Consider the following 25,170-nt stretch of genomic DNA (forward strand, 5'->3'; position numbering starts at 1 on the left):
GCGGTCCAGGGCATCGCCGGTCTCGATGGCGTCGCGGATCACCGCGCGCTTGGGGATGGGCGGGTCCAGCAGCTGCTCCCCCAGGGCTTCTTGGAGGGTCAGTCGCCATTCGCGCCCGGCCAGGGTCGCCGGCTCCCACTTGTTGAGCAGCACCCCGCGGATCGTGAGGTCGGGGTTGTAGTGCTGCTGGACGGAGCCGATGGTGTCGCGCATCAACGCCACCCCGTCGGCGGCGAACAGGCCGGCCTCGGTGACCATCACGGCACCGTGGGCGGCCACCAGGGCGTTGACGGTGAGCATGCCCAGGTTCGGCGGGCAGTCGATGATGACCAGGTCGTAGCGCTCCCCCACCGCCTGGAGGGCGCGCTGGAGGGTCCGGGCGCGTTCCTCGGTGCGGGGGGCCTGGGTGAGTTCTTGCTCGATGATCGCCAGGGCCCGCCCCACAGTGGGGGCTAGGTCCACCCCGGGCCAGATGGTCGACACGATGACGTCGACCAGGGTTACGGGCTCCTCCCCCGGTGCCTGCTGAGGGTTGATGACATCGGCCAGGCTGACTTCATCCAGGGGGAGCCGTTCGGGGGTTAGGGCGGTGGTGAGGTTGCCCTGCGGGTCCATGTCGATGGCGAGCACGCGCTTGTCCGCGCGCTGGGCCGCACGGATGAGGTGGTAGGCCGTGGTGGTCTTGCCCACGCCACCCTTTTGCAGCACGGTGGCAAGGATGTCCATACGGTGCCTCCTTTGAGTGTTTCTCTCAGTTTAGTAAATGGAGGCGTTGAGTAAATGGAATGCACAGGTGTGTCGACGGGGCTCACGCGGTGATGGAGAAGTACACGCGGTAGAGGTCGTCCCGGGCGCGGCAGGCGGTGGCGGTGACCTCCACCAGGTGTTCCCCGTCGAGGTGGCCGGCGTTAACGCACGCCTCGGTGGCAGCATCCGAAAGGTGCTTGGCCTTCCGCGCCAGGTTCTCGAGGCGCCGGGCGTGGCGAGTGAGCCACTGAGTGTACTTCTCGCTGTCGGCAGCGGCCTGGGCGGCCGCGCGTAGCTTCTCGATCTCGGCCAGGACCTCCTGGGCGGCCTGTGCCGCCTCTTGGGCGGTTGCCCGGTGCTTGCTGGTCCGGTGGTGTTCGGGCTGGATGGTCATGGCGTCCTCCTGGGGGCGGGTGAACTTCCCGGGGTCCGGGCATGGGGATGCCGTGAATCTGCGGGTGATCACTGGTCAGGTCAGCTGGGCGCGCTGTCGCACCAGGGCGTAGAGCTTGTCCGGGCGCAGTCCGTGCCAGTGGTCGAGGACGGTGCCGTCGTCGTCGCGGACCACGGTCACGGGTACTCCCTGGTAGCCCAGGCCGCGGAGGAAGTCGGCGGCCGCGGGCAGGGAGGCGACATTAATCAGGCCGAAGGGGATGTCCTTGCGGTCCATGGACTGGCCGGCAGCCTGGCAGTCGACACACCCGGGGAGGGTGTAAAGGGTGATGGTGGTCATGATGCCCTCCTGAGCTCAGGGGAAGAGCGGGGCTTGGACGTAGAGGCTGTGCCCGGCGACGGCACCGTCGTCGTCGAGGACGGCAACGACTCCGGCGGTGCCGGCACCGGGAACACCGTGGGGATAGAGCACGTGGGCGATGTCGAAGTAGTGAAGCCATCCTCGCCAACAGGTCTGACTTCAGAACTTCTTCCATTAATTTACTCCATTACATGAATGGAATAAATGGCCTAAATGGAAGCTTTTGAGGAGCGGTTGGGAATGGTCGCGCAGACAAAGGCCCCTCACTGACGAGCAGTCGGCAGGGGGCGTGAGCATCCGCGTGAACACCGCATGGAAGGGTGGCCGCCTAAGAGTCCCTGCAAACGTGGAGTGGCTCGAATCCCTCGGGGATGGAGGCGAGCAGCTGCTCGCGGGCGGCAACGTATCCCTCGCCCTCGGCTTCAACCTTCTGGACCGCCGTAGATTAGATCATGCCGACGATCTTTCTGTTGGGACCCTTCTTCGTGCAGCGACATGCCCGTCCTGCGAAGACTTCAGCAGGGCCCACATGCGTCGAAGCGCGCGGATGCCGACTCATCCCAGTCCGCTGCTTCTCCTGGACTCCAGTGCCCACAGAGCGACTGAGTCGTCGGAGCTCAGAGGGCTGAGCGGACACCCAAAGCTCCCATCCTCCCTGGACACTTCCATCCCCCTCACACTATCTAATTGGAGTATTAGCCTCTATTTACTCCAAACCATCCATTTACCCCATCACAGTTGTACGCCACCTCGGCCGCAAAAAAGGTGCTGGTAGTGATCGCGGTCCAGTCCGGGCTCGCAGGTTCCCGCAGCTTCCCTTGGGCAATCATTTTGGAGGCCCGCCAGGGCCGAGGAAATGTGCGGCAGCCATCGTCCGCCAACCCAGTCCCAAGGAGGACTGTCGCCTTGATCGACTGGGGGAGTAGGTCAGTTCTAGTGCGGCCCAGCTAAGAAGTGCGTGTTCAGGAGACGGTGCGGAGCTCGTTCCAGTCGGTGGTGTAGTGCGGGGAGAGATCTGCTTGGCGATTGGTCCAGGGGGCGGGGGAGTGGGCGCCGTGTCGGCCCAGGGCGAGGGTTTCGGTGCCGAAGCGGCGGTTCACCGCATCGATGAGCTCCCCGATCGGAGCCGGCTGCTCGAGCACCCCGGGCAGAACTGGCACGGCGCCCTCGGGGGCGAGGTCTGTGCAGAGGATGCCGGCGCGCATGTACTGCATCCCGTGCATGAGCTTGGGCACCAGTGCCGCCCGAGCTGCGGCCACCAGGGGAGTGGGCTCGTTGGTGGGCACGGCCAGGCGCACGTGGGCTGAGGCATTGTGGGTGGGTCCGGGCCGGTGCGGGGAGGTGCTGGCGAAGACGGTGAGGCGCCCAGCGACCTCGCCCTCTTTGCGCAGCCGACGGGAGGCGCGTTGGGCGAACTCGGCCACCGCCTGGCCCACGATCTCCGGGTCCCAGATCGGGTCCGGGAACGACCGGGAGACCAGGATCTGCTGTTTGGTGGCGACCTCGTCCTCGACGGGGATGGCGGGGAAGCCGTTGAGCTCCAGGACGGTGCGCATCTGCACCACGGAGAACTTGTGCCGGATCGTCACCGGGTCGGCATCGCGCAGGTCGGCGATGGTCTCGATGCCCATCGCCTCCAGGCGCTTGGCCAGCCGTCCCGCGATGCCCCAGACCTCGGTGACGGGCAGGGCCGCCATGAGCCGGTCCCAGTACCCCTCGGGGGCCTGGTCCCAGTGGACCACCCCACCGGTGGCGGGCAGCTTCTTCGCGGCCTCGGTGGCGATCTTCGCCCGCGTCTTCGAGGCGGCTATCCCGATGCTCACCGGCAGTCCGACATTGCGGGCCACGGTGGCTTTCAGCCGGCGCGCCCACCGCACCTGCTCCGCCGGGGTGCCCTCGGGTGGGAGGAGGAAGCACTCGTCGATGGAGTACACCTCCTGACCCCGTGCGTGGCGGGCCAGCAGCAGCATCACCCGCTCCGACAGGTCCGCGTAGAGCTGGTAGTTGGAGGAACGTTTGATCAACCCCCAGCGGGTGGCGTCGGCGCGCAGCTGGAACCAGGGGTCACCCATCTTGATCCCCAGGGCTTTAGCCTCAGCGCTGCGGGCGACGACACAACCGTCGTTGTTGGAGAGCACCACCAGCGGTTTACCCGCTAGGGAGGGTTCGAAGAGGGCCTCGCAGGAGGCGTAGAAGTTGTTCACGTCGACCAGGGCGATCACCGTCGTCCACCGTCCTAGTGCAGCTTCCGCTGGTTGACGTGGCGGATGCCGTAGACCACGACACCCCAAATGTGCAGGGTCGACAGCGACGGGACCTCCACGTCCGGGTAGGCCGGGTTCTCCGGGTGCAGCACGACCCGGTCGGGGTGGACGTGAAGGGTCTTGATGGTGAAGTCCCCGTCGAGGACGGCGATCACGACATCGCCGTCCTTGGGGGTCAGGGACCGGTCCACGAGGACTTCGTCGCCGGAGTAGATCCCGATGCCTTCCATGGAGTCTCCGGTGACGCGGAGGATGAAGGTGGACGTCACGTCTCTGATCAGGACCTCGTTGAGGTCGATCCGGCCGTCGTCGAAGCTGTCCTGGGCAGGGGAGGGGAAGCCAGCCGGGACTCGGACCAGGACCGCAGAGACCAGCGCGGGGCGGTCAATGGTGAGCGGTACTGGGTGTCTCATGCGGCCAGGATAGAACACATATTCTAAAGCTCAGCCCATAAACACAATAGATCCGAACAAATATACGGTTGACTAGTGCTGATGGTGCGGATTCTCCCCCGCTGACCGGACACGCCAAGGCCCGGCTACGGAGCCGAGGCCGCCGCACCAGCGGCCTGGTTCTGGCCGGCGGCGATCTGGGCGGCCCAGCGTTGCCGGAACGGCAGGCGGGGGCCAGGCGCAGGGGAGGACGCGGGGACGGCCGCGGAGGCAGCCGTCCGGGCCGCGTAGCGTTCGGCGGCCGCGCGTGCGGCTGCGCGGCGCTGGGCGGCCTCGGCGGCGACCCGCTGATCGCGGGACCGCAGGGGGGTGCCGTCGGGGTGGGTCCAGGCACGCATCCGGGCGGCCAGCCAGGCGGCGGGGTTGTCGATGCCCTCCACGGTGAGGAAGCCGTAGCGGGTGCCCTGAGGCGTCCAGTCCAGGGCGGTGAGCACATCGGCGATGGTCCATCCGGCCTCGAAGAACGGTTTGCACACGCTCACGACGTGGGCGGTGGTGAGATGGCGCAGGACGATGGCCTCGTGCTGGAGCTCCAGGGCCGCCGCCCGCTGAGTCTCCTTCCGCGCCCGACGGGTCACCCGCTTCGTCAAAGGCTCCGTCGTCGCATGACGGGGCCACAGCGGGGCTGTACGACGGCTTAGGGCGGCGACCACCTCGCGCCGTTGCGCGGCGCGTTTTCGGGTGGGTCGCGGCGTAGCCGCGTCCTTCGGGGAAAGCTCTTCGCGCGCGTGCGGGGAAAGACTCTCCCACTTCGTGGGGACCGGGGTGTCAATTAGTTCCACAGGCTCACCCGCCGGCTGAGGGGTGCTGTGGATGAGCGCGTAGACGGGGGCCTCGCCCTGGGTGCGGCCGGTGGCGGCCGGGGTGCGCCCTGCGCTGCGGCCGGTGGCCACCACGGCCAGCAGCCCGCACTCGCGCAGGTGACGGATCACCCGCGCCACGGTGGAGCGGGAGCGGTCGATCTTGTTGGCCACCCAGTCCCAGGTCGTGCGCCAGGTGCGCGAGGCGGGGTCCTGCTGGCGGCAGATGATCTCCACCACGGCCAACAGGTTCGCCCGGGCATCGGCACGGATCAACTCCAGGCTGGGGTGCTCCAGCACGGCCCGGCGCCAGGCGGCGACGTGCTTGGCGAGCTGACAGCCCTTGGGCACAGCCCGCAGCACGACGGCCTTGGACTGCTCATGCTCCACCCGCACCCGCCGGCGACGTGAGGGGAACTCCCCAGCGGCCTCGAGGGCAGCGTCAGGGGCGGAATGTGACCGAAAATCGGCGTGACTGAGTGAAGAGGGGTCCATTTGCGGACGCGCCTCAGGTACACTAGGGGACACAACAGTCCCCTGGTATTGGATTCATGACAGGTTCCGATTCAGTTAGCTGTTGGAACGGCTGTCGCGAGTTTGGCGACCTGAGACAGCCGAATGACTTCGACGGCCCGCCCTGCCAGGCGGGTCGTCAGTCGTTTAAGCGGAATTAGCCAGCGGTAGGCGCGGCTCCTCCCTGTTGTCGAGCTTGTTGGACCTTCCAGCGTCGCGGTCGATCAAGGCGCCGATGTATTCGGCCATGCTGAGCCCCGCCTGATGCGATGCTTCGATCGCCGCGCGGTGTTGTTCTGGAGACACACGCGCCATCAGGGCCACCTTGTGGCCCTGCAACTTCGGCTGCTGGTACTCGGTCATGGGTCGATCATGGCATATCGACACTGCTACCGATAGCGGTATCAGGTGTGTCTCGGTGATTTTTCATCCCTCCGGTACACGAGGCGAGCAGCGATGGCCTGAGTCATCTACGGCCGGGCGCAAAGTGCCGCGCGGCATGCATCCACCCTAATACATGTTGAACATGTTCAACATAAACATGTTCAAGTTCCGGGTAGCCTGGAGGGCATGTCTTGGCTAGGGGGAACTGTTTCCCGTTCCGACTCCGATGTGCTGGCTGAGCTGCCGGACCATCTCACCTGGGAGGGTCTTCATCTGGAGGTGCAGCGTCGGCACGGCAAGCCCATCCACATCGAGCCGGCGCCGGCGTGGTTGGGTCAGGACGTCACGGGGTTGTGGTTGGAGAAGGCTGAGCGGTCCTGGATTTTCCATGCTGCCGGAGAGAGCGAGCTGCTGCGCCGGCACGTGATCCTGCACGAGTACGGACACATCCTCCTCATGCACGGTGGATGCGAGCTGACGCTGGGGAACGCCTTCGCCCACATCGGGGGCTCCCGACGGATCAAGACCCTTCTCGGGCGGTCCTCGACCTGGACGGCCCAGGAGATCGCGGCAGAGAACGCCGCCACGAGGTTGGCCGCCCGACTGATCCAGCAGGTGGATCCTCTGCTCGAGGCCTTCTGATGAGCCTCGGAGCGGTGTTGAGTCTGCTCAAGGCCGTGGCGTTCCTCTTCGCCGCCGTGGCAGTGGTCGTTCGTCTGCCACGAGTGGCGCGGCGACGCCGAGTGGACTTCGTCTGGGTGGGCACGGCGTTGGCGGCACTGGCCTTCTCGGCCAACGGGGTCATGGTTCCCGAACGGACCGTGGATGCGTGGCTGGGCGGGGAGAACATCTTCCATTTGGTGCGCAACCTGCTCGCACTCAGCGCCGTATGGTGCCTGCGGGCGGCCCTTGTCCAGTCCCTGCAACGCAGGGACTGGAGCCGGTCGCGGACATTGCGGGAGGCCGCCATAGGTAGCGCCTTGCTGCTGGGACTGACGGCAGCGTTCTTCTCGATCGACCGGGGCCCGACCTCGGGAGCGTTCATTCCGGACCACCTTGCCCAGGGCGGCACCCTGGTCTACACGCTGCTCATCATGGTGATGGGAGCCTGGAATGCCGCCGATGTTGCCCGTGTCGCCTTCCGGGAACTCACCCTGCGCCAGCATGGGCACGACCGCCTGCTGTGGCCGGGGCTGCTCGGCCTGGGTGTGGGAGGTTCTCTGCTCGTGCTCGGCTGCACGCTCGAGGCCGGCTACGCAGTCCTCGGGTATTCAGGCACGTGGGATGCTATAGCTGTGGCCCTGCGGGCCTCGTTCGGCCCGGTCTTCCTGCCCGGGGCCGTGCTGGTGTGCTTAGCCGTGGCGTGGCTGGGTCTCTACGCCCAAGGCCGGCGCCTGAAGATGGGTCTGCGCATGGACATCCTGAGGATCGCCCCGGTGTGGGCCCAACTCGGCGCGGACCGGTGGAGCCCTGGTGGGCGCCCTCCGGATTGGTCCAGCGCTCTGTCGGCTGATCCCCAGAAGGTTCTCTACAGTGCCGTCATTGCCGTCGAAGACGCCCTGCGGGCCGAAAACGCGGGCCTGTCGGAAAAGCAACGGTGTGCCCTGCAGGCCGCCGAGAGGAGATTTGAACTCACATCATGAGCACCTCGATCGTCGTCCCCCGCTGGGAGAGAACCGCCACGGAAGCCTTCCAGCCTCCGGTGCTGCTGGCGGCACTGCTCATCGCGCTGCCCTGGGGGGCGAACCCATCTGCGGCCTCGCTGTGGTGGGGAATCAGCGCGGCCCTGATCGTGTGCGGGGTTCCGCTGGCCGTGGTCCTCATGCTGGTGCGCCGAGGGGTGCTCACCGACCACCACGTGAGCGTGAAGGAGCACCGCCGACCGGTGATGGCCGGGGTGCTGGTGCTGGTCCTCAGCTACCTCGCGGCGGCGATCCTGCTGCAGGGACCGATCGAGATCGTGGCGCTGCTCGTGGCCACGTTCCTGGCCGGGCTGGTGATCGCTGTGGTGAGTCCGTGGTGGAAGATCTCCGGGCACGGCATGATGATGGGCGGAACTATTGTTGCCCTGACAACATCCTGGGGTGTTGTCGGGCTGCTGTTTGTTCCGGTGGGCCTGGCGGTGTGCTGGAGCCGCATCCGACTCCAGGACCACACCGGTCCGCAGGTGATTTCAGGCTTCATCTACGGGCTGGCCTTCCTGGGCAGCATCTACGCCTGGATCGTTACATGAGGAGAAACCACGTGGGGGACGCCAACCGGGAACGCTCAGCCCAGATCTTGGCCGACAAGATCAACCTGCTGTTGGATACCCTGCGCACCGAAGCCGGCCAGCTCTACGACTTCACCACGATCCAGCAAGGCCTCAAAGACCGCGGCGTGGCCATCTCACGGACGAAATGGCACTACCTGAAAACAGCCGACATCCGGGTGCGTCCCGACGGGAAACTGCTCCGGGCGCTGGGGGAAGTGTTCGGGGTGGACCCGAGATACCTCGTGCAGGAAGATGGGCCGCTCCCTCAGCAGGTTGAGCAAGAACTCCACACGGTCCGCGCCCTCCGGCGAGCCGAGGTCCGCAACTTCGCCGCCCGGGCCCTCGGTCAGATCGATCCTGAAGGGCTTCAGGCGATCCTGGACGTCATCGAGAAGAAGGAAAGTTCCTCTCAGGACGACTCCACACAGTAGGTAAAGGAGGCTGGCCCCGCCACAACGGCAGGGCCGGCCTCCTTCGTTCATCTACCTACTCGGCGTCACCCATGTCGCGGGATTGATGGCCGACGACGTCCCACTGGCCGTCGTGCTCCTCGAGGTAGAGGGTGACCTGCCGACGACCCGTTTCGTGGACGGTGGCCCCGTCGCGGGTATTCCAGGTCCATTCCACGGTGTAGGCGCGGATGGCCTTGTCCGGAGCGACGTCCTGATTGACGTCGCCGTGGACGGGGACGATGGTGGGTGCGCTGTACCCCTGGTGCTCAGCGGCCGCGAGCCACGGGGCACCTGCTGCGTTGCGTTCGGGCTCGACCTGATGCGCGGCCCAGTCGGCGGACATCAGCGGCTTGGCCCGGACCGCGGCAGCGGTCTCGGTGCGATCGGTGGCGGTGTCCCAGAAGTGGAGCATCAGGGCGGCGACCTCGGCAGTGGAATCCACGTCAGTGCGGTCAGCGTCGTCCGGGGTGGTGAAAGTTCCCTCGCCCAGCTGTGGCGGCACAGTAGAGACAGTGGCTTCTGGGGAACTTTGCTGGGCCTTGCTGGGCGAGTCACAGGCGGCAAGCGGCAACGCGCACAGCAGCAGTGCTGCGGCGAGGCTGAGTTGATGGCGCATCATCTCGGCCACGCACCTTTCTCTTTGAGGATGGGCTCGGGGTCGAGGTTGTGCCCTTGGTAGGGGAAGACGAGGTCGGGGGCGCCGGGCTTGTAGATCTCAAAGTGCAGGTGAGTGGCCATGCCGAAGCGTCCGTGGTTGCCCTCGACGCCAATGATGTCCCCGCGTTTGAGCTTCTGGCCCTTGGTCACGTCCCAGGAGTGCAGGTGACAGAACGCGAAGCCGAAGTCGGGGTCGGACCCGTTCTCTTTGGCGATCACGCAGCCATCGGCGGCGTTGAACCCGGTGATTCGCAGGCTGGTGGGGGCAACGACGACTCCGCCGCTGCCGTTGCCGGCCCCGGGGGTGGCGATGTCCACGCCCACGTGCTGGTTGGCCCAGGACGGGACACCGGCCAGGGCGCGGCCGCCGTAACCGGAGGTGAAGACACCGCCGGGCAGCGGGGTCGTCCATTGCCCGTCACCGAGGTCGCCGTCCCAGGCCCTGGCACCGGTAGGAGCCTTGCAGCCGGCGGAGAAATTGCCCTGGGCGCCGTCGAGGATTTTCTCGATGTACTGCTGGGTCTCCGGGTAGGGCGGGACGCCGTGGTGCTCCTGCACCGCACCGGGTCCGGCGTTGTAGGCGGCCAGGGTCAGCCGCACGAGCTCATCCGGATCGTCCCCGGCGATGGGCTGAACTTGGCTTTTCAGGGCTGCCATGTAGCGGCCCAGGGCAGCGATGGCATCTTCGGGATCGAAGGGGTTGCCGCCGCGGCCGTAGGTGTTCCAGGTCGAGGGCATGAACTGGGCCAGGCCCTGGGCGCCGACGGGACTGGTGGTGTCCGGATTCCACCCGGACTCCTGCGCCAGTTGCGCGGCGACCAGACTGGCCGACAGTCCGGCTTGTCTGGCGGCCGCGTCCACGAGCGGCCCCCAGCCGTTGGGAACGGACACCACATTGGCCTTCTCGTTGGTGCCGACGGCGGTGGCCGTGCAGCTGGTGGACAAGCCCGCGGCGTCTTCATCCTCGGCCAGGGTGGCCACGAGCATGGTCAAAGCCATGGTCATGCCCACCGGCAGTCCAAGGAGCAGCAGGGCCGCGCCGCCGAGGGTTCGGGGGCGGGGTCCGGCCATCAGAAGCTCTGGGAGACCAGGGCTGCGGCGTGCAGCCAGGCCCGTCGGGTGGCGGGGCGCAGTTGTCGGTGGTGAATGCGGCCCTGCACCAGGTGCGGGTCGAAGGGGACGATGGCCACCTCACGCACGAACGGGGCGTACTCCTGGGCGATGGCGTGGGCCTTGGTGCTGTGCGAGGGCATCAGCTCGGAGATGACCACCACGGCATTGCGGGCCAGTTCCCCGGCATGGGGGCCTCCGGCGTGCAGGGCTTTGAGGGCGTTGACTCCGCCCTGGGCCTTGTCGGACTCGGTGGTGGTGGCGATGACGATCTGGTCAGTGTGGGCGATCATGTGCGCCCAGTTCTCGCCCCGGGTGGAGTTGCCGCTGTCCATGATGACGAGCCGGTAGTACTTCTCGGCGACCCGGTGCAAGGCGTCCACCTCGGCCCCGGTGATTTCGTGGGTATTGGACGGCGATTCGTCGGAGCGCAGGACGTCGTAGGCATCCTGGGCTTGGTGGTGGACGAAAGCGGCCAGCTCGGCCGCTTTGGCTTCGGCGGTGAGGAAGTGATTGGCGTGGTGGAGAAGGTCCAGTGCGGTGGAGTCGTGGCCGGCGCCGTCGGTGCGCCAGCCCAGGGAACCCATGGCTTCGTTGTTGTCCCAGGCGAGCACGCCGGCCCCGCCGTGGCGGGCGAACTGGGCGGCGAGCAGTGCAACGGTGGGGGTCTTGTTGGCACCGCCCTTCTGGTTGACGACCGCGATGGTGCGGGAGCCGATCCAGTGCCGTGAGACCGCGGCCAGGTCTTCTCGTTCGACTACTTCCCCAGGCCCGGGAGGCAGGTGCATCCCGATACGGTTGAGCATTCCGCGCCAGCCGTGGGTGGCTGGTGCGTCGGCCAGGGAGCTGTCGGTGGCGATGAAACTGGGGGCGGAGTCGATGTCCCAGACTGTCGTGTCCGATGGTTGCAGCGCCGGGGCGCTGGAGGGCGTTGACTTTGCCTGCATGGGACGGGGCTGCGACGCGCTCTCGAAAGTCGGCGCGACGAGGGTGGAAGGCATCGGCTCGGCTTCCTCAAAAGAGGAACTTTCGGGCTCGGTCAGCAGTGGCTCCGGGGCCGACTCGGCGGGCACGAGCTCATCGAGGCTGACCGCACGGCTGCCTCGACGCCCGGCCCGAGGTAGGGGAGTGGCCGTCCCGTCGGTGGAGACCTCCCCGTCAGGCCCAACGACCAGGTAGGTCTCGAGTTCGCTGTCCGAAGACGGGTCGATGGCTACGACTTTGACGGGCCGACCCAAGATACGCGCGGTCTCGGTTAGCTGGGCAATGGCGTCGTCCATCGAGTTCAGGGGGGTCACCACACCGTCGATGGAGACTTCAACGGTGTCGTCGTCGGTGATCGTTGCGGTGCATCGCGGACGGTCGAGCGCCTGCGCCATGGGGATGCCTTTCGTATCAGTCGGTATCCCCCACTCCGAGGTTGGGCTGCTGAGAGACGTTGTAGTGAGCACGCAGGTGCTCTCTCACGTCGTCCCGGAGGATGATCCAGTGCGAGCCCAGCTGTATGGCTGGCACCCGCCCATCCCTCAGCCACCGGTAGGTCACCGTGGTGCTGGACAGCCCCAAAACCTCGGTCAGCTGGGCCACGGTGAGTCGCTCGGGCAACCCGTTGAAAAGTCTGTCCAGCGACTCAGTCATGGAGAGCGCTCCGGCGATCACGGCGGCTCCGGTAGATCAGAGTGGGAAAAAGTTGCTTACGGTTGCACACCATAGCTCGAAACCGCCTATAGTTGAACATGTTCAATTCGGTTCCGTGGGTGGCCCACGGGGATGCACCTCGGTGCATTGGATTCAACTTAGGAGCCTAGATGGGCAATCGGTGGACGGGGTTCGTCGCACCCGGCACGGGGACCCAGACGGTCTCGCTTCTGGAGGAGACCCATCCTGAGCCGCCCCCGGTGCTTCGGGGGGCGCAGGCGCCCCAGCAGGGGGTTTCCGCACCGGACGGCGACCGACGGCTCGAACGGTTCTCCACGTCCTCTGCTGGTCCGTACTGGTTGGGCGCCCATGGCGGAGCGGGAGAGACCACCTTCCGGGAGCTGCTGGGCGGTGTCGAATGCCATCACCGTTGGCCTTCTCCCACCCCAGAGGCACCGTCTCCTGTCGTTGTCCTGCTCGCCCGACAGACGCATGGCGGGTTGGAAGCAGCTCGACGTGCCGCCCAGGACTGGGCCTCCGGGCAACACCCGGAGGTAGTGCTCGCGGGGTTGGTGATCGTGGCCGGCACCCCGGGCAAGACCCCGAAACCCCTGGCAGCAGCGACCCGCGTGATTTCCGGTGGTGTCCCCTCCACCTGGGTGGTGCCCTGGATCGAAGAACTCCGACTCACCGGAGCCACGGACTGGGAGTCCTTGGCCCGTGAGCCGAGGAAAGTCCTCACCGCCCTCGGTGAGGCAGTCGATGAACTCATCTCCGAGAGGACCCCCCAATGATCGACCTCGTACTTGCCACCCAGGACACCGTGCTGGCGTTGCCGGCCAACCTGCCCGACTCCAGCCCCCTGGCCCCTCCCGGCATCGGCGACACCTGGAACCGCATGGTCGGTGTCGGCAAATGGATCGCCCTGGGCATTGCTGTGCTGGGCCTGCTGGTGGTTGGCGGAAAGATGGCCTTCGACGCCCGCCGTGGAGAGACCACTGAAGAAGTATCCGGGATCATCAAGATCGTCCTGGCCGTGGCTCTGATCTCCGGTGGAGCCTCGATCCTGACCTTCATCGCCGGGGCATAACCACCACCAGACGCAGCCCCCACACACGAGGAGCAACACGTGACAGACCACATCGAGACCGACGACAACAGCACATGGTGGAAGACCCCCCGCTTCCTCATCTCAGCCGTTCTCGTCGCGATGCTGATCGTGCTGGGCGTGGTCCTGTGGCTGTGGCCCGACGGAGAGGGGCCTACCCAAGCCGCTCCGGCGCCAGCCACCACCGCCGAACCGGTGGCGGGCGGGGAGTCGGAGTGTGGTTTGGACGCCACCAGCGGCACCACTCTCACGAAAGCGCCGGAGGACGTCGAGTGGACCGCTCTCGGGGCGATCTACGCACCGTCCTCTGAGGAGCACGGACCGGGCACCGTGGACGAGTCGACGGGTGTGCGCTCCTGCTACTCCCACACTCCTGAAGGGGCGTTGCTGACGACGGCGAACATGCTGGCCTCGAGCAACGATCCCCAGCTTCTGCTGGACACTCTCAAGGAGCTTGCCATTGAGAGCCCCGGTAAGGACATCGCCGTGGGGCAGGTCCAGCAGCGGGTCTCCGCGGGGGATGCTTCCACGGTCCCGGTCGAGGTTGCCGGCTTCCGACTGCTTTCGTACACGGGCGAGCGAGCCACGGTCGAGGTCGTATTGGCAGGAGACGACGGGACCGAGAAGACATACATCACCAGTAGTGCAGACCTTATGTGGCAAGACGGCGATTGGCGCTTCGCCCTGCAGGACAACGGCGACACAGGCCCCGTCTCCGGCCAGGTGTCAGACCTGAACGGGTACATCGAGTGGGGACCCCACGATGGCTGAGGAAGAGAAGTGCTTCGCACTCGATGGCTTCTGCAAGGTCAAGGAAGGAGTCAGCGACGCACTCACCGGAGCGGCCGGTGATGCGCTGGATCAGATCGCCGACGGTGTAACCGCTGCCGTGGTCGACACGATCGCTTCCCTGGGGTCGATGTGGACTCGGATCGGCAGCGCCAACCTCACCAGCAACAGTGCACCCGCCTCCCAGGCTCCGGCGCGTGGGGAGTTCAACGCCTACATCGACCTGCTGCTGAGCTACGCGAGCTGGATCGGGCTGGGGGTGTGCGTGTTCGGGGTGCTGTTCCTGGGCATCGTGTTGGCCGCCAACGCCCGCCGCGGCGACGGGGCCGGCTTGGTCAACACCGCCACCGTGCTGGCCTCCGGGGCGGCGCTGATCGGTGGGGCCACCAGCCTGATCGGCTTCCTCGTCCCCGCCCGGGCGGGAAATCTGTCCGGGTCGGTGGGCTTCATTCAGGACCAGACCTTTTACCTCACCCTGGCCGTGGCCGCGCTGAGCGTGATGATCGCCGGGGCCCACATGGCCTGGACCCAGCGCGCTGAACCAGCCCGGGACCTCCTCAAGGGCCTGCTCACCTTGGCCGTGGTCACGGCGTCGGGGGTAACGATCCTCAACGTCTTGGTGGCCGGCACCGACGCCCTGGCGGTGCAGATCATTGACTCCGCCATCGGAGAGGATTTCCAGACCGATGTGCTCCAGCTGCTGGCCCTGGACAACGCCACCAGCGCCGGGGCGGCGGGTCCGGTGTGGTTGGGCGGCAATGTCATTCTGATCATCGTGGGCGGGGTGGTGGCGATCATCGTGAACCTGATCCAGTTGATGCTGATGGTGCTGCGCACCGGGATGCTGTTTTTGATGGCCGGGATCCTGCCGCTGTCGGCGGCGTTTTTGAACACCGAGACGGGCAAGAACTTCTTCCAGAAGGTCATCGCTTGGACCCTGGCTTTCGCCTTCTACAAGCCGGCTGCGGCTCTGATCTATGGGTTGGCGATCAAGATGTCCACCACCGGGGTGTGGGAGGACTCCGGCAGCGGGCTGATCCAGTTCGCCGCCGGGCTGATGATGATCGTCGCCTCCGTGTTCGCCCTGCCCGTGCTCATCGGGTTCCTCAGCCCCGTGCTCGGCTCGATGTCCTCCTCCGGAGGCGGGGGCGGCGCGTTGGGCATCGCGGCGATGGGTGCCGCCATCCCTCAGGGCGCGTCCCATCTGGCGCGGTCTGGGCGTGGCTTCGGCTCCGATTCCTCGTCCACTCCTTCGCCCCAGTCCTCCGCCTCTTCCAAGGGCGGACCAGGCTCCCCGCCCCCTGGGCCCGTTGCAAGCCCCGGCGGCACCACCGGTACTACTGGCACCACGGGGACCAGCGCAGCCAGCACGGCAGGAACGGCTAGTACCGCTGCAGCTGGCGCAGCCGCAGCTCCGGTGGCCCTCGGCATGGCGGCGGCCAACGCCGTGCAGAAGACCGGCGAAGCAGTCTCCGAGACCACCCAATCCAGTGCGGGAGACAGCCCCTCCGGGACCTCCTCGAGCAGTGGATCGACCGGTGCAGGTTCCCAGCCTGCGAGTGGGCAAAGCGGCAGTGGAACGGCCACCTCCCGCGCAGGCGTCGACCCGTCCACGACCAGTCACACCGGGGCGCGCCCTACCCCGGGAGGTAACGCCGCTACATCACCGCCCCGCACCGGAGCTCGGCCCCCGGGACCCTCCGGGGCAAAGCCGACAGTCAAGGCCATCCAGCAACAGGCGCGTGCGTTCAAGGCGCAGATCGCCAACGAGACCGGAAACGAGGGCCGCCCTGATGGCGCAGACCGCAGCTAAAACCGAGAACCGTCCGCGGGTGTACGGCAACTTCCGCACTCCCACCTCCAAGGGCCTGGCCGGGCTCTCCACCGCCGGCACCGTACTGCTGATCGGTGGGGTGGTCGGCGGGATCCTGCTGATGATGCTCAACCTGTGGCTGGTGGCCCTGGGCTTCGAAGCGGTGATCTTGGTCCTGATCGCGCTGTCCATGAGCAAGAACAAGCACGGGCGCACCCTCATCGAGCGCATCGTCCGCCGGGCCGGGTGGGCCAACGCCGTCTACGCCGGGGCCAACGTCTACCGGGCCGGCCCCGTCAGCCGGATCCCCGAGGGCACCACGAAGCTGCCCGGCGTTTCGGCCCGCTCCAGGATCACCGAGCGCGTCGACGGCTACGGCCGCCCCTTCGCCTTGGTCGAGGTCCCGCAGAAACACCACTACACCGTGGTGTTCTCCTCCGAGCCCGACGGCGGGGGCATGGTCGATCAGGAGCACATCAACCGGTGGGTGGACCGCTGGGCGCACTGGCTGGGCATGCTCACCGACGAACCCGGGCTGACCGCCGCCTCGGTGACCATCGAGACCGCCCCGGACTCCGGGTACCGCCTCGCCCGGAAGATCGAGGCCCGCATGAGTCCCGACGCCCCGGCCTTCGCGCGCGACGTCATCAACGAGACCGTGCAGATGCTGCCCACCGGCGCCACCGTCACCCGGGCCTACATCGCGGTGACCTTCAAAGCCTCCGTGCGGGCCGGCGGACGCATCCGCAAGCCGGACGAGGTCGCCGATGACCTGGCCGCCCGCCTGCCCAACCTCACCCTGTCCCTCAACGACACCGGGGCCGGGGTGGCCGCCCCACTCACCGCGCAGCAGCTGTGCGAGGTCATCCGGGTGGCCTACGACCCGGCCGAGGCCATCCTCTTCGACCGCGCCCACGCCCAGGGGGTGGCCCCGGAACTGAACTGGAGCGAGGTCGGCCCCCAGGCCGCCGACACCTTCTGGGACTGCTACCACCACAACAACTCCTGGTCGAAGTCCTGGGCGATGTCGGTGCCCCCGCGCTCCACCGTCCAGGCCAACGTGCTCCAAGCCCTGATCGCCCCGAACCCGGAACTGGTGCGCAAGCGCGTCACCCTGCTCTACCGCCCCATCGACCCCGCCCGGGCCGCGCAGATGGTGGAGAACGACATCAACACCGCCACCTTCAACGCCTCCTCCCGCAACCGCGCCACCGCCCGCGATACCCGCGAAACCCGCGCCGCCCAGGCCACCGCCGCCGAAGAGGCCGACGGGGCCGGCCTGTTGAACTTCGGGCTCGTCGTCACCGCCACCGTCCGAGCACGTGGCGAGCTGGACGAGGCCGAAGCCATCATCGAGAACCTCGGCACCTCGGCGAGGATCCGTCTGGAGGAGGCCTACGGCGCCCAGGACTCCACCTTCGCCGCCGGCCTGCCGCTGGGTGTGGTCATTCCGGACCACCTGGCCCTGCCTTCGACCGTGAGGAACGCCCTCTAATGGCCACCACGAAACGCAACCAGATCATCCTCCCGGCCAGCCGGGGCAACGCCTCGACCACCGTCCTGGACCGGGCCTTCGCCCGCACGAAGCTAGGCAAGGTCTTCGCTAAGCCCAAGCGCACCGGCAGCACCTCGGTGACGGCCGCCTTCACCCGTCGCCCGGGCCCGCGGGGCCACAAGGGCCGGGGTCTGGGCGAGGCGCAGCTGCTGCACCCGATCCGGGAGATGCGCGGCACCAACTATCAGGTCTGCGGGCTGTTCCCCTTCCCCATGGGCGGGGGCTCCCCGCTGGAAGGGGTCCCGCTGGGGCGCAACCTGCTCTCCGGGGAGCCGGTGTGCTGTGACCCGATCTCCTGGTTCCAGAAGCTGCGGGTGATCGCCAACCCATCGGCCTTCATCATGGCCAACCCGGGGCTGGGCAAGTCCTCCCTGCTGCGGCGGATGGCCATCGGGTTGGCCGCCTTCGGGGTGTGGCCGATGGTCCTGGGAGACATCAAGGGCGAACACGTCGCCATGATCGAAGCCCTCGGCGGGGCCGTGCTGCCGCTGGGCCGCGGGGTCGGCCACATCAACCCGCTCGACGACGCCGGCGCCGTGGCGGCGGCCAAGCTGCTATCTCCTGCCAAGGCGGAGGAGCTGCTGGCCGATCTGCACACCCGGCGGTTCGACCTGATCCGGTCGCTGATCGCGATTCTGCGCAAGAAGCCGCTGGACGAGCGTGAGGATCAGATCCTGGACCGGTGCCTCACTGTCCTGGAAGCCCGTCACGCCGAGACCGGCACGGTCCCGGTCATGGCGGATTTGCGCCAGGTGCTCAAGGACAAGCCGGTCGAGGTGCGCGAGGTCTCCCTGGATCGCGGCAACGATGAGCGTTACGAGGCCATCACGGAGGGTCTGGAGTCCTCGCTGAACTCCTTGTGTGGGACCGGGGCGTTCGGGCAGATGTTCGCCCGCCCCTCCACCAACAAGATCGACGCCTCGAGACCGATGGTCTTCGACCTCTCTCGTATCTCCCAGTCCGAGTCCGACCTGCGGGCGGCCACGCTGTTGGCGTGCTGGTCCATCGGCACCGGAACGGTGCGGACCTCCAACATGCTGGCCGACGACGGGGTGATCGCCCGGCAGCGGTTCCTGCTCATCCTCGATGAGCTGTGGAACACCCTGGCGGCCGGGCCCGGCATCGTCGATCAGGTCAACGCGCTGACCCGTCTGAACCGGGAGATGGGGGTCGGGCAGATCATGGCCTCCCACACCCCCTCTGACCTCATGGCTGTCCGTGGGGAGGAGGACCGGGCGAAGGCCAAGGGCATCATGGACCGCTGCGGGATCAAGATCCTCGGCGGGCTGGCCAAGTCGGAGATGCCGCTGCTGACCGAGTCCGTGCCGCTGTCGATGCGCGAGCAGGAACAGCTCGCTGCCTGGCAGGACCCGCCCGCCTGGAACCGCCGCGGGGACGAGGAGATCCAGTACACCAACGACGACGTGTACACCCCCACCGACGCATCGGCCATCAATGATGCCGAGTTGCGGGCCTGGCTTCAGGACCCCGAGAACCGGGAGTGGTACTTCGACGATCGCACCACCTCCCCGCCACCGGGTCAGGGGAAGTTCTTCATCAAGGTCGGCGCGAGGGCGGGGATCCCGTTCTCGATGGAGTTCACCCCCACCGAGCGCCGGTCCCAGGTCCACGACACCGAGAAGAAGTGGCACGAGGCCAAGTTCCGCGCTGCTCAGGAGAGGGGCGAACGATGAGCTCCCTGGACCGCAAGTACAAGACCGGCGGCGGGGAGGTCGCCCTGCTGCTGACCCTGCTCTTTGCCCTGGTCGGCATCCCGGCCATCCTCTACGTCGTCGCCAGCGCCGGCCATGCCTTGACCCCGCGCACCGATCCGCTGCCCACCGGGTACTGGGAACGGTCCCTGGGTGTCTTCACCGGAGACCTCCCGTGGCGCACCACCGAGATCGTCCTGGCCGCCGCCCTCGGACTGGTGGCGGCAGCACTGCTCGTGCTGTGGAACCTCAAGCGCCACCAGAAGGCTCAGAAAATCGTGAAGCACGACCGCTCAGCACCGCGCATGGCTTCGGTCCGCGACGTCGCTCCCTTCACCGAGAAGGAAGCCCGTGCCAAGGCGGCGCGCTTCGGGGTGGAAGCCCCAGGGGTGATGATCGGGAAGATGGTCCGCGGTGGCCACACCCTCTACGCCTCCTGGGAGGACACCCTGGTGCACATCTGGGGCACCCGCACCGGCAAGACCACCTCTCAGGCCGCCCCCTCGATCATCGAGGCGCCGGGGCCGGTGATCGCCACCTCCAACAAGCGCGATCTCTCGGATCTGACCCGCGAGCCCCGCGCCGAAGCAGGGAAGGTGTGGGTCTTCGATCCCCAGGGCGTGGCCGGGGAGAAACCGAGCTGGTGGTGGAACCCGCTGAGCTACGTCACCGACAGTGAACGGGCGGCGGAGATGGCCACCAACTTCGCCCTGGGCTCCCGCGCGGTCGGGGCCAAGGGTGGGGATGCCTATTTCGACTCCGCCGGCAAAGACCTACTTGCCGGGCTGCTGCTCGCTGCTGCCGTGGGGGGGCAACCCATCGAGCGGGTCCATTACTGGCTCTCACGCCCCACCGACGACACCCCGGTTAAACTGCTGGATGAGCATGGGTGGGCCAAGGAAGCTGACTCCCTGTCCGGGGCGATTACTGCCCCCGACAAGCAGCGTGAGGGCATCTTCGGCACCGCCCGCCAGATGGCCTCCTGCCTGAAAAACGAGAAGGTCGCCCCCTGGGTCAACCCCACCGGTCCCGACGATGACCGCCCGGAATTCGACCCCCAGGCCTTTGTGCGCGGCAAGCACACCCTCTACGCCCTGTCCAAGGAAGGGGCGGGCACCGCCGGGCCCCTGGTGACCTCCCTGACCGTGGCCACCGTGACGGCGGCCGAGGAGTACGCCGTCGTCCAGCGAGGAGGTCGGCTGTCCACACCGATGCTGTGCGTGCTGGACGAGGCGGCCAACGTGTGTCGGTGGGCCAACCTGCCCGACCTCTACAGCCACTACGGCTCCCGCGGCATCGTGGTCTCCACGTTCCTGCAGTCCTGGTCCCAGGGCGTGGACGTGTGGGGAGAATCCGGGATGCGCAAACTGTTCTCCACCGCCAACGTCGTCACCTACGGCGGCAACGTCAAAGAAGAGGGCTTCCTCAAGATGCTCTCCGAGCTGATCGGCAAGTACACCTACACCTCCGTCTCCTCCTCCCGGCAGAAGGACAGTGGGTCCACCTCCCGCCAGGACGCCACCGACGACATCCTTTCCGTCGCCGACCTCGCGGCCCTCCCCAAGGGTCGGGCCATCATGCTCGGCTCCGGGGCTCGGGCCGTGCTGCTGCGCACCGTCCCCATCAGCGTCCGCCCCTACGCGCAAGCCGCCGATGCCTCCGAGGCTGCACACAACGCCCCCGCCGTGGAAAAGGAGGTCGCACCTGCTGACACGGTCCAGGATGGCCCCTCTGGCAACCGCTGGGCCGCGCTGGCACAGGAGCAGCGATGAGACTTAGCGACGACTTCGAGGAAGGTGACGAGGACGTCCAGGACCAGCCACAACCCGAGCTGTTCTACCCCAGCGTCGACCAATTCGTCGCCGGCTACCTCACCCAGACCTATCGCCGCAAGATGCCTGTGGCCGGACGCGGCACGGGGGCCACCTGGTGCGCCCAGTGGTGGCGCCACCCCGAAGCCATCAGCCGCCTCACCGCCCTGTGGCGAACCTGGGAACACCTGCGCCTGGACCCCACCACCGGCATGGCCGTGTGGTGGCGCGACTATGCCGACCCCACTATGCGCACCCTCTTCGACGCCAACGGCCCCTTCGAGGGCTGCACCCCTGAAGACCACAATCCGAAGGTCGTCCCCTTGCCCGTCATCGCCCCGACTACCGGCCTTTTCGACTGACCAGTTCGCCGAGTATGAGGGGCGCGATCCGTAACGGGTTGCGCCCCTCAGTTGTAGAAGGCCACCCAGCCCTCTGGGCAGTCCATCGTCAGCACATGCGATGCCCATAGGGCGTGTTCGCAGCGTTCCGCCAGGTGCCTTGTCAGACCTCTGGGTAAGATGCAAAGTGAAGCATTTGCGCCCGCTGTCGGCCGTAAATAGAAGCAGCCGGTCCTCTGAGCCGCTGCTCAAACCTTTGACAACTCCCTACAGGAGAGGCCCACGTGGATCTTCATACTCTTCTCCCAGAGGTCACAGCCGCCCTCGGCATGGAGGACACGTTTCCCCTCACTCAGGGAGGACAGAAAATCGTCCTCCAGGGGACCTTGAGCGGCGCGCCGGCTGTAGCGAAGGTCGTGATACTAGCGCCTGGACCGAATGGCGACATCACCCTGGAACGGGCGAACCGAGAAGTTGAGCTGCTATCGGCAATTGACTCTGACTACGTTGTCAGGGTTCTCACCGATGCCGTGGAAGTGGGGGAGCCTCCCGTAGCTGTGTGCTGGGTCGAAGAGCTCCTGGACGGCGAGGACCTGAGCGGATGCCTTAACGCTGACTGGACGGAGGAAGAGGTATGGGCCCTCCTGGCAGACCTCTCTAAAGCGTTGGAAGCTTGCCATGAACTCGACGTCGTACACCGCGATCTTTCGCCGGGCAACGTACGACGGACGGCTTCAAGGCGCTATGTCCTCATGGATCCAGGTCTCGCGCGGCATTTGGCAAAAACCGCATTGACAGGCCAGTTTCAGCCCGGAACGCCGGGGTGGCGCTCACCCGAGCACGTGCCGGGAGGAGATCCAGTGCCCGCTAGCGATCTATTCGCCGCAGGGATTCTTGCCTTCTATGCGCTCACCAAGACCTTCCCCATCAACCCGCACCTGGATGCTGGGGAGTACGACCGACAGCTCGTGGAATCCCAAGCACCGTCCGTATCCACCCTTGCCCCCCACGTTTCACCCGAGCTTGTCGAGATCATTGACAGATGTCTGCAAAGGCAGCCGGCCCGTCGCTTCCTCGACGGAACTGAACTGCGAGAGGCCCTTGTGAACCTGGGACGGTGCAGCGCATGAGCGGCGTACTGATTCATGACGGTCGTCGAAGTGGCCACCGCAAGTGGAGCATCGAAGCAATCAGTGCCGGCAATGCCAATGGCGTTGTGCTCACGCCCTTCGCGACACCCCGTATTGCGGAGCCACGACACCCTGATGCTGCAGACGTTGCACGTGGCGTCCGAGGAGTTGGGGGCGAAGTGGTTTTTGATGCCATGACCCATGCTTTGTTTCTGCCCAACAGCAATAAGCGCGACTTCTACGATGCCTGGGACTTGTGGGGGCCAACCGGTATCCAGCTCGAGACACCACAGGAGCAACTTGCCCACGTCGAACAAGTGTTTCGTCGGCAAGACCAAGTTGGGTCGCCCCATTTGGCGCCCACCTTGCAGCTTCGATCTCCTCTCTCGCTAGACGCATATAAGGCTCGCAATATAGCGCGAATTGCCAGGGGTCTGGACCGTCAGTCTTGGCAATCTTTGGTCGGTACGCGCGGATTCTGGTCGTCTGGAAGCTATCTGGACGCCTACGTGGGAAGTTTGGCTTCGTTGCGAGCCCCTGTGTGGGTACTGACCATGGCGAACGAGGTGGTGGTGGATCACGTCCCAGATATGCAGGACACAGAAGCGTTCGAAGGATTTTGCCGCACGGTCCACTCGCTGTCCTTGCGATCTCGCGTCATTGTGGCCCACGCTGATTTCGCCGGTCTCCCGGCTGTGGCAGCAGGTGCAGACACCGTAGGGAGCGGCTGGGACCGCGGACAAAAAACCTTTGACCCAACCTCTTTTCATATCAACTCTGACGGCGGAATCCGCATCCCAGCCTCATATGTAACCCAAGGGAGCCTGCACTCCGTCCTACGACGGGACACTGCCGACGCCATCGAGCGGTGGAACCCGCCCCAGGCACGAGCAATTCGCGGGGCCGCAATGCCTCCAAGCGACAAAGCTCAGCACATGCATCATTTGGGTCAGCTACGCGCTGCCGTTGCGCAGCTCAATGCAACAGCAAATCGCCAGGGTAGAGTCAATGCGCTTAGGGCGCGATACCAACAAGCTCACACGGATTACGACACTCTAATCGCTGCTCTGCCAAGGACCGTCCGCCAGTCCGACAAAAGCGCCTGGGCCGTTGCTCCCTCAATGGTCCTCGAGGGCTACGCAACTGCTGAGGGACTCTGACTAGTCACGCTTCGTGCCCACTGCTCAGAGGCAGCTAGGCGAAGGCCGGGGTGTGGCTTGCCCAACCTTGGGCGCACCAGCCATCGATCCTCAACAGCAAGGCCCAAGCCCAGCGCTTTGCATTTGCTCGCCGCCTCAGTCAGGTCTCGCGGCGGCTTCAGCAGTACAACGGCAGCGGCATCACACCAAGACGAATAGCGGAGAGATTGACTGATGCCTTGTTGCCAGTCTGAGACCTTGGCCTCGAATGCATATGACCTGCCGATGGGGGTCAAATCGCCGACACGTTGATATCCCGCGCCTGAGCGCAATAAGTAGCCTCGGCCGACCAGCGAGCTCAAACGGCGCCGCACTTGATCGGAACTCATGCCAAGGGCGCGAGCCAGCGTCTCGGGCGTGCGCGTTCTGTTTGCGGACGTCGCAGCCACAACGCTGCAGTCCGTTACGTTGACCAAAAACGGCAACTTTAGGTTGAGCCGCGCTTGGAGACCAGGCAAACCTCGGGTCACAGCAACGAGATCTGCGATCCCACGAGGCCCGGCCACCTCGGAACTGACGACCACTCCCTGGTCAGCGCTCGGGAGACGTTCAGCCAAAGACCGTAGGGAGCCCTCCAGGAGTCGCTCGTCAGTTGGCTGGAACCGCTGGCCTGGACGAACAGCTGCCGAGACTTCCATCACCGAGGTCGTACCGGCCTTACTCAATGTGCCACGAACCTCTCTACTCCACCCACATGTTTTCCACTTGCCCGGGAGCCGAAACCCTCTTTGACCACGTGCAACTGCTCCGCTCACAGGGAGGTGAAGCGTGTTCGACGATGCGAGGGCATGCGTTGGGCGTTCGGTGAGGATCAAAATCCTACTTGAACGCTCTGACAACCCACGATGTCGCCTACTGGCCGAATCTCGACACGTTTCTACCCTCGCCGGGCCCCTCATGCACAAGTTGCTCGTTGGAATCACCCAAGCCCGAGGGGCCTCTCACGGCCGGCTCCCCGCGCAAGGTGCTTCCGGGCGCGAGGAGCACGCTTGCTGGAGCGCACGGCGTCGGTTGGAGGGGTGCCTTGGTCCTGATCGGTAAGCAGGATAGCTTCTGCGGCTTCCCTGCCTTCGGCACTGCTACCGATCAAGCTACTCAGCCGCGCGGCCAGCCGGGCGCGGCGGTCTCCGGAGTCCCACAGCTCCTCGACTTCGGCGGCTGCGTTGCGGGCATCTTGATCGTTCTGCAGGTCGCCTAATGCGGACCGCTCTACAAGGCGTGCGGCTTCGACTTGGTCGCGTTGAGCGTTGACCGCTTCACGCATCCCTAGTGTCCCGTCCTGGACGGGGACCGGCTTACCCGTGCCGTGGTCACGCAGGTAGTCCTCGACCCCCAGACCGTGCCGGTTCTTCACCTCGACCTCTATGCGCTCACGCGCTGCTCGGGCGACCTGGTCGTGGCCTTCCCATTGACGCGCCAGACCGTACCGCTCCGCGATTTCCTCCGGCTTGGCATCCTCCCAGAAACGGTCCTGGCCTACCGGGGCCAGTTCGGTGCGCGTCATGGCTCTTTGGGCTTCGAAGCGTTCCTCAAGCTCGCGCCGGCGCTGCTGTTGCGCGTGATGCAAGTCTTGAGCTTGTTCGGCACGGCGGCGGGCCATCATCTCGCCCCAGCGACCGGCCACGGCCATCGCCGCTTGGAGGTCACGGGTCAGCAGATCATTCACGCCATCGGGTTGTGCGCTCAT

General features: G+C 66.2%; 26 protein-coding genes. 14 read left to right on the top strand and 12 right to left on the bottom strand.

What is annotated here, in order from left to right:
* From RF644_RS18005 to RF644_RS18015, 3 genes are all read right to left on the bottom strand, one after another.
* On the bottom strand, positions 1-726 hold a 726-nt coding region (locus RF644_RS18005; protein ID WP_368797556.1), incomplete at its 3' end, for a ParA family protein.
* An 82-nt stretch (positions 727-808) separates the two neighbouring features.
* Positions 809-1,141, bottom strand: coding sequence for a hypothetical protein (locus RF644_RS18010; protein WP_368797557.1), 333 nt, complete (start codon positions 1,139-1,141; stop codon positions 809-811).
* Positions 1,142-1,216: 75 nt separating this feature from the next.
* Positions 1,217-1,480, bottom strand: a complete 264-nt coding sequence (locus tag RF644_RS18015; protein ID WP_368797558.1) for a glutaredoxin domain-containing protein — start codon at positions 1,478-1,480, stop codon at positions 1,217-1,219.
* Positions 1,481-1,513: 33 nt separating this feature from the next.
* Here RF644_RS18015 and RF644_RS18020 point away from each other — a divergent pair, with 33 nt between their 5' ends.
* A complete protein-coding gene (locus RF644_RS18020) occupies positions 1,514-1,696 on the top strand; it encodes a hypothetical protein (RefSeq protein WP_368797559.1) in 183 nt (60 codons plus the stop codon).
* A gap of 767 nt (positions 1,697-2,463) precedes the next feature.
* Here RF644_RS18020 and RF644_RS18025 read toward each other — a convergent pair.
* The 4 genes from RF644_RS18025 to RF644_RS18040 form a co-directional block, all read right to left on the bottom strand.
* Positions 2,464-3,723 carry a Y-family DNA polymerase gene (locus RF644_RS18025; protein WP_368797560.1) on the bottom strand — a complete coding sequence of 420 codons (1,260 nt, stop codon included), beginning with the start codon at positions 3,721-3,723 and terminating at the stop codon, positions 2,464-2,466.
* 14 nt (positions 3,724-3,737) lie between these two features.
* Positions 3,738-4,178, bottom strand: coding sequence for a LexA family protein (locus RF644_RS18030; protein ID WP_368797561.1), 441 nt, complete (start codon positions 4,176-4,178; stop codon positions 3,738-3,740).
* Between the two features lie 125 nt (positions 4,179-4,303).
* Entirely contained in the window at positions 4,304-5,407 is a 1,104-nt protein-coding gene (locus RF644_RS18035; RefSeq protein ID WP_368797562.1) for a hypothetical protein, read from the bottom strand.
* Positions 5,408-5,677: 270 nt separating this feature from the next.
* A complete protein-coding gene (locus RF644_RS18040) occupies positions 5,678-5,893 on the bottom strand; it encodes a hypothetical protein (protein ID WP_047802221.1) in 216 nt (71 codons plus the stop codon).
* 249 nt (positions 5,894-6,142) lie between these two features.
* On the opposite strand from RF644_RS18040, the gene RF644_RS18045 reads away from it, so the two are divergent.
* From RF644_RS18045 to RF644_RS18060, 4 genes are read left to right on the top strand one after another with little or no spacing between them, the layout of a single operon-like run.
* Positions 6,143-6,556 carry a hypothetical protein gene (locus RF644_RS18045; RefSeq protein ID WP_368797563.1) on the top strand — a complete coding sequence of 138 codons (414 nt, stop codon included), beginning with the start codon at positions 6,143-6,145 and terminating at the stop codon, positions 6,554-6,556.
* Positions 6,556-7,557, top strand: a complete 1,002-nt coding sequence (locus RF644_RS18050) for a hypothetical protein (protein WP_368797564.1) — start codon at positions 6,556-6,558, stop codon at positions 7,555-7,557. Before RF644_RS18045 ends, RF644_RS18050 begins: the two co-directional genes overlap by 1 nt.
* Positions 7,554-8,147, top strand: a complete 594-nt coding sequence (locus tag RF644_RS18055) for a hypothetical protein (RefSeq protein ID WP_336650597.1) — start codon at positions 7,554-7,556, stop codon at positions 8,145-8,147. Before RF644_RS18050 ends, RF644_RS18055 begins: the two co-directional genes overlap by 4 nt.
* Positions 8,148-8,158: 11 nt before the next feature.
* Positions 8,159-8,599 (top strand): hypothetical protein, encoded by a 441-nt coding sequence (locus RF644_RS18060; RefSeq protein WP_368797565.1) that lies wholly within the window; start codon positions 8,159-8,161, stop codon positions 8,597-8,599.
* A gap of 55 nt (positions 8,600-8,654) precedes the next feature.
* Here RF644_RS18060 and RF644_RS18065 read toward each other — a convergent pair whose 3' ends face one another.
* The 4 genes from RF644_RS18065 to RF644_RS18080 are packed head-to-tail and all read right to left on the bottom strand — an operon-like array spanning position 8,655 to position 12,025.
* Entirely contained in the window at positions 8,655-9,239 is a 585-nt protein-coding gene (locus tag RF644_RS18065; RefSeq protein WP_368797590.1) for a hypothetical protein, read from the bottom strand.
* On the bottom strand, positions 9,236-10,348 hold the full coding sequence (locus RF644_RS18070) for a transglycosylase SLT domain-containing protein (RefSeq protein ID WP_368797566.1): 1,113 nt from the start codon (positions 10,346-10,348) through the stop codon (positions 9,236-9,238). The genes RF644_RS18065 and RF644_RS18070 overlap by 4 nt, the downstream gene beginning before the upstream one ends.
* Positions 10,348-11,766: a chromosome partitioning protein ParA gene (locus tag RF644_RS18075; RefSeq protein ID WP_368797567.1), complete on the bottom strand. Its 1,419-nt coding sequence runs from the start codon at positions 11,764-11,766 to the stop codon at positions 10,348-10,350. Before RF644_RS18075 ends, RF644_RS18070 begins: the two co-directional genes overlap by 1 nt.
* Positions 11,767-11,782: 16 nt before the next feature.
* Positions 11,783-12,025 (bottom strand): helix-turn-helix domain-containing protein, encoded by a 243-nt coding sequence (locus RF644_RS18080; RefSeq protein ID WP_368797568.1) that lies wholly within the window; start codon positions 12,023-12,025, stop codon positions 11,783-11,785.
* 170 nt (positions 12,026-12,195) lie between these two features.
* Here RF644_RS18080 and RF644_RS18085 point away from each other — a divergent pair, with 170 nt between their 5' ends.
* The 9 genes from RF644_RS18085 (at position 12,196) to RF644_RS18125 (ending at position 22,284) form a co-directional block, all read left to right on the top strand.
* Positions 12,196-12,819 (top strand): DUF6668 family protein, encoded by a 624-nt coding sequence (locus RF644_RS18085; protein ID WP_368797569.1) that lies wholly within the window; start codon positions 12,196-12,198, stop codon positions 12,817-12,819.
* A complete protein-coding gene (locus RF644_RS18090) occupies positions 12,816-13,115 on the top strand; it encodes a hypothetical protein (RefSeq protein ID WP_290468098.1) in 300 nt (99 codons plus the stop codon). The genes RF644_RS18085 and RF644_RS18090 overlap by 4 nt, the downstream gene beginning before the upstream one ends.
* A 39-nt stretch (positions 13,116-13,154) precedes the next feature.
* On the top strand, positions 13,155-13,904 hold the full coding sequence (locus tag RF644_RS18095; protein ID WP_368797570.1) for a hypothetical protein: 750 nt from the start codon (positions 13,155-13,157) through the stop codon (positions 13,902-13,904).
* On the top strand, positions 13,897-15,735 hold the full coding sequence (locus RF644_RS18100) for a hypothetical protein (protein ID WP_368797571.1): 1,839 nt from the start codon (positions 13,897-13,899) through the stop codon (positions 15,733-15,735). Before RF644_RS18095 ends, RF644_RS18100 begins: the two co-directional genes overlap by 8 nt.
* Entirely contained in the window at positions 15,716-17,230 is a 1,515-nt protein-coding gene (locus RF644_RS18105; protein WP_368797572.1) for an SCO6880 family protein, read from the top strand. The genes RF644_RS18100 and RF644_RS18105 overlap by 20 nt, the downstream gene beginning before the upstream one ends.
* Positions 17,230-18,984 (top strand): ATP/GTP-binding protein, encoded by a 1,755-nt coding sequence (locus tag RF644_RS18110; RefSeq protein ID WP_368797573.1) that lies wholly within the window; start codon positions 17,230-17,232, stop codon positions 18,982-18,984. Before RF644_RS18105 ends, RF644_RS18110 begins: the two co-directional genes overlap by 1 nt.
* Entirely contained in the window at positions 18,981-20,774 is a 1,794-nt protein-coding gene (locus RF644_RS18115) for a type IV secretory system conjugative DNA transfer family protein (RefSeq protein ID WP_368797574.1), read from the top strand. The genes RF644_RS18110 and RF644_RS18115 overlap by 4 nt, the downstream gene beginning before the upstream one ends.
* Positions 20,771-21,175 carry a DUF4913 domain-containing protein gene (locus RF644_RS18120; protein ID WP_368797575.1) on the top strand — a complete coding sequence of 135 codons (405 nt, stop codon included), beginning with the start codon at positions 20,771-20,773 and terminating at the stop codon, positions 21,173-21,175. Before RF644_RS18115 ends, RF644_RS18120 begins: the two co-directional genes overlap by 4 nt.
* A 263-nt stretch (positions 21,176-21,438) precedes the next feature.
* On the top strand, positions 21,439-22,284 hold the full coding sequence (locus RF644_RS18125; RefSeq protein WP_368797576.1) for a serine/threonine-protein kinase: 846 nt from the start codon (positions 21,439-21,441) through the stop codon (positions 22,282-22,284).
* A 2,118-nt stretch (positions 22,285-24,402) separates the two neighbouring features.
* Here the strand turns inward: RF644_RS18125 and RF644_RS18130 are convergent.
* On the bottom strand, positions 24,403-25,170 hold the full coding sequence (locus tag RF644_RS18130; protein ID WP_368797577.1) for a hypothetical protein: 768 nt from the start codon (positions 25,168-25,170) through the stop codon (positions 24,403-24,405).

The organism is Kocuria sp. CPCC 205258, from assembly GCF_040981005.1.
GTDB lineage: Bacteria > Actinomycetota > Actinomycetes > Actinomycetales > Micrococcaceae > Kocuria > Kocuria rosea.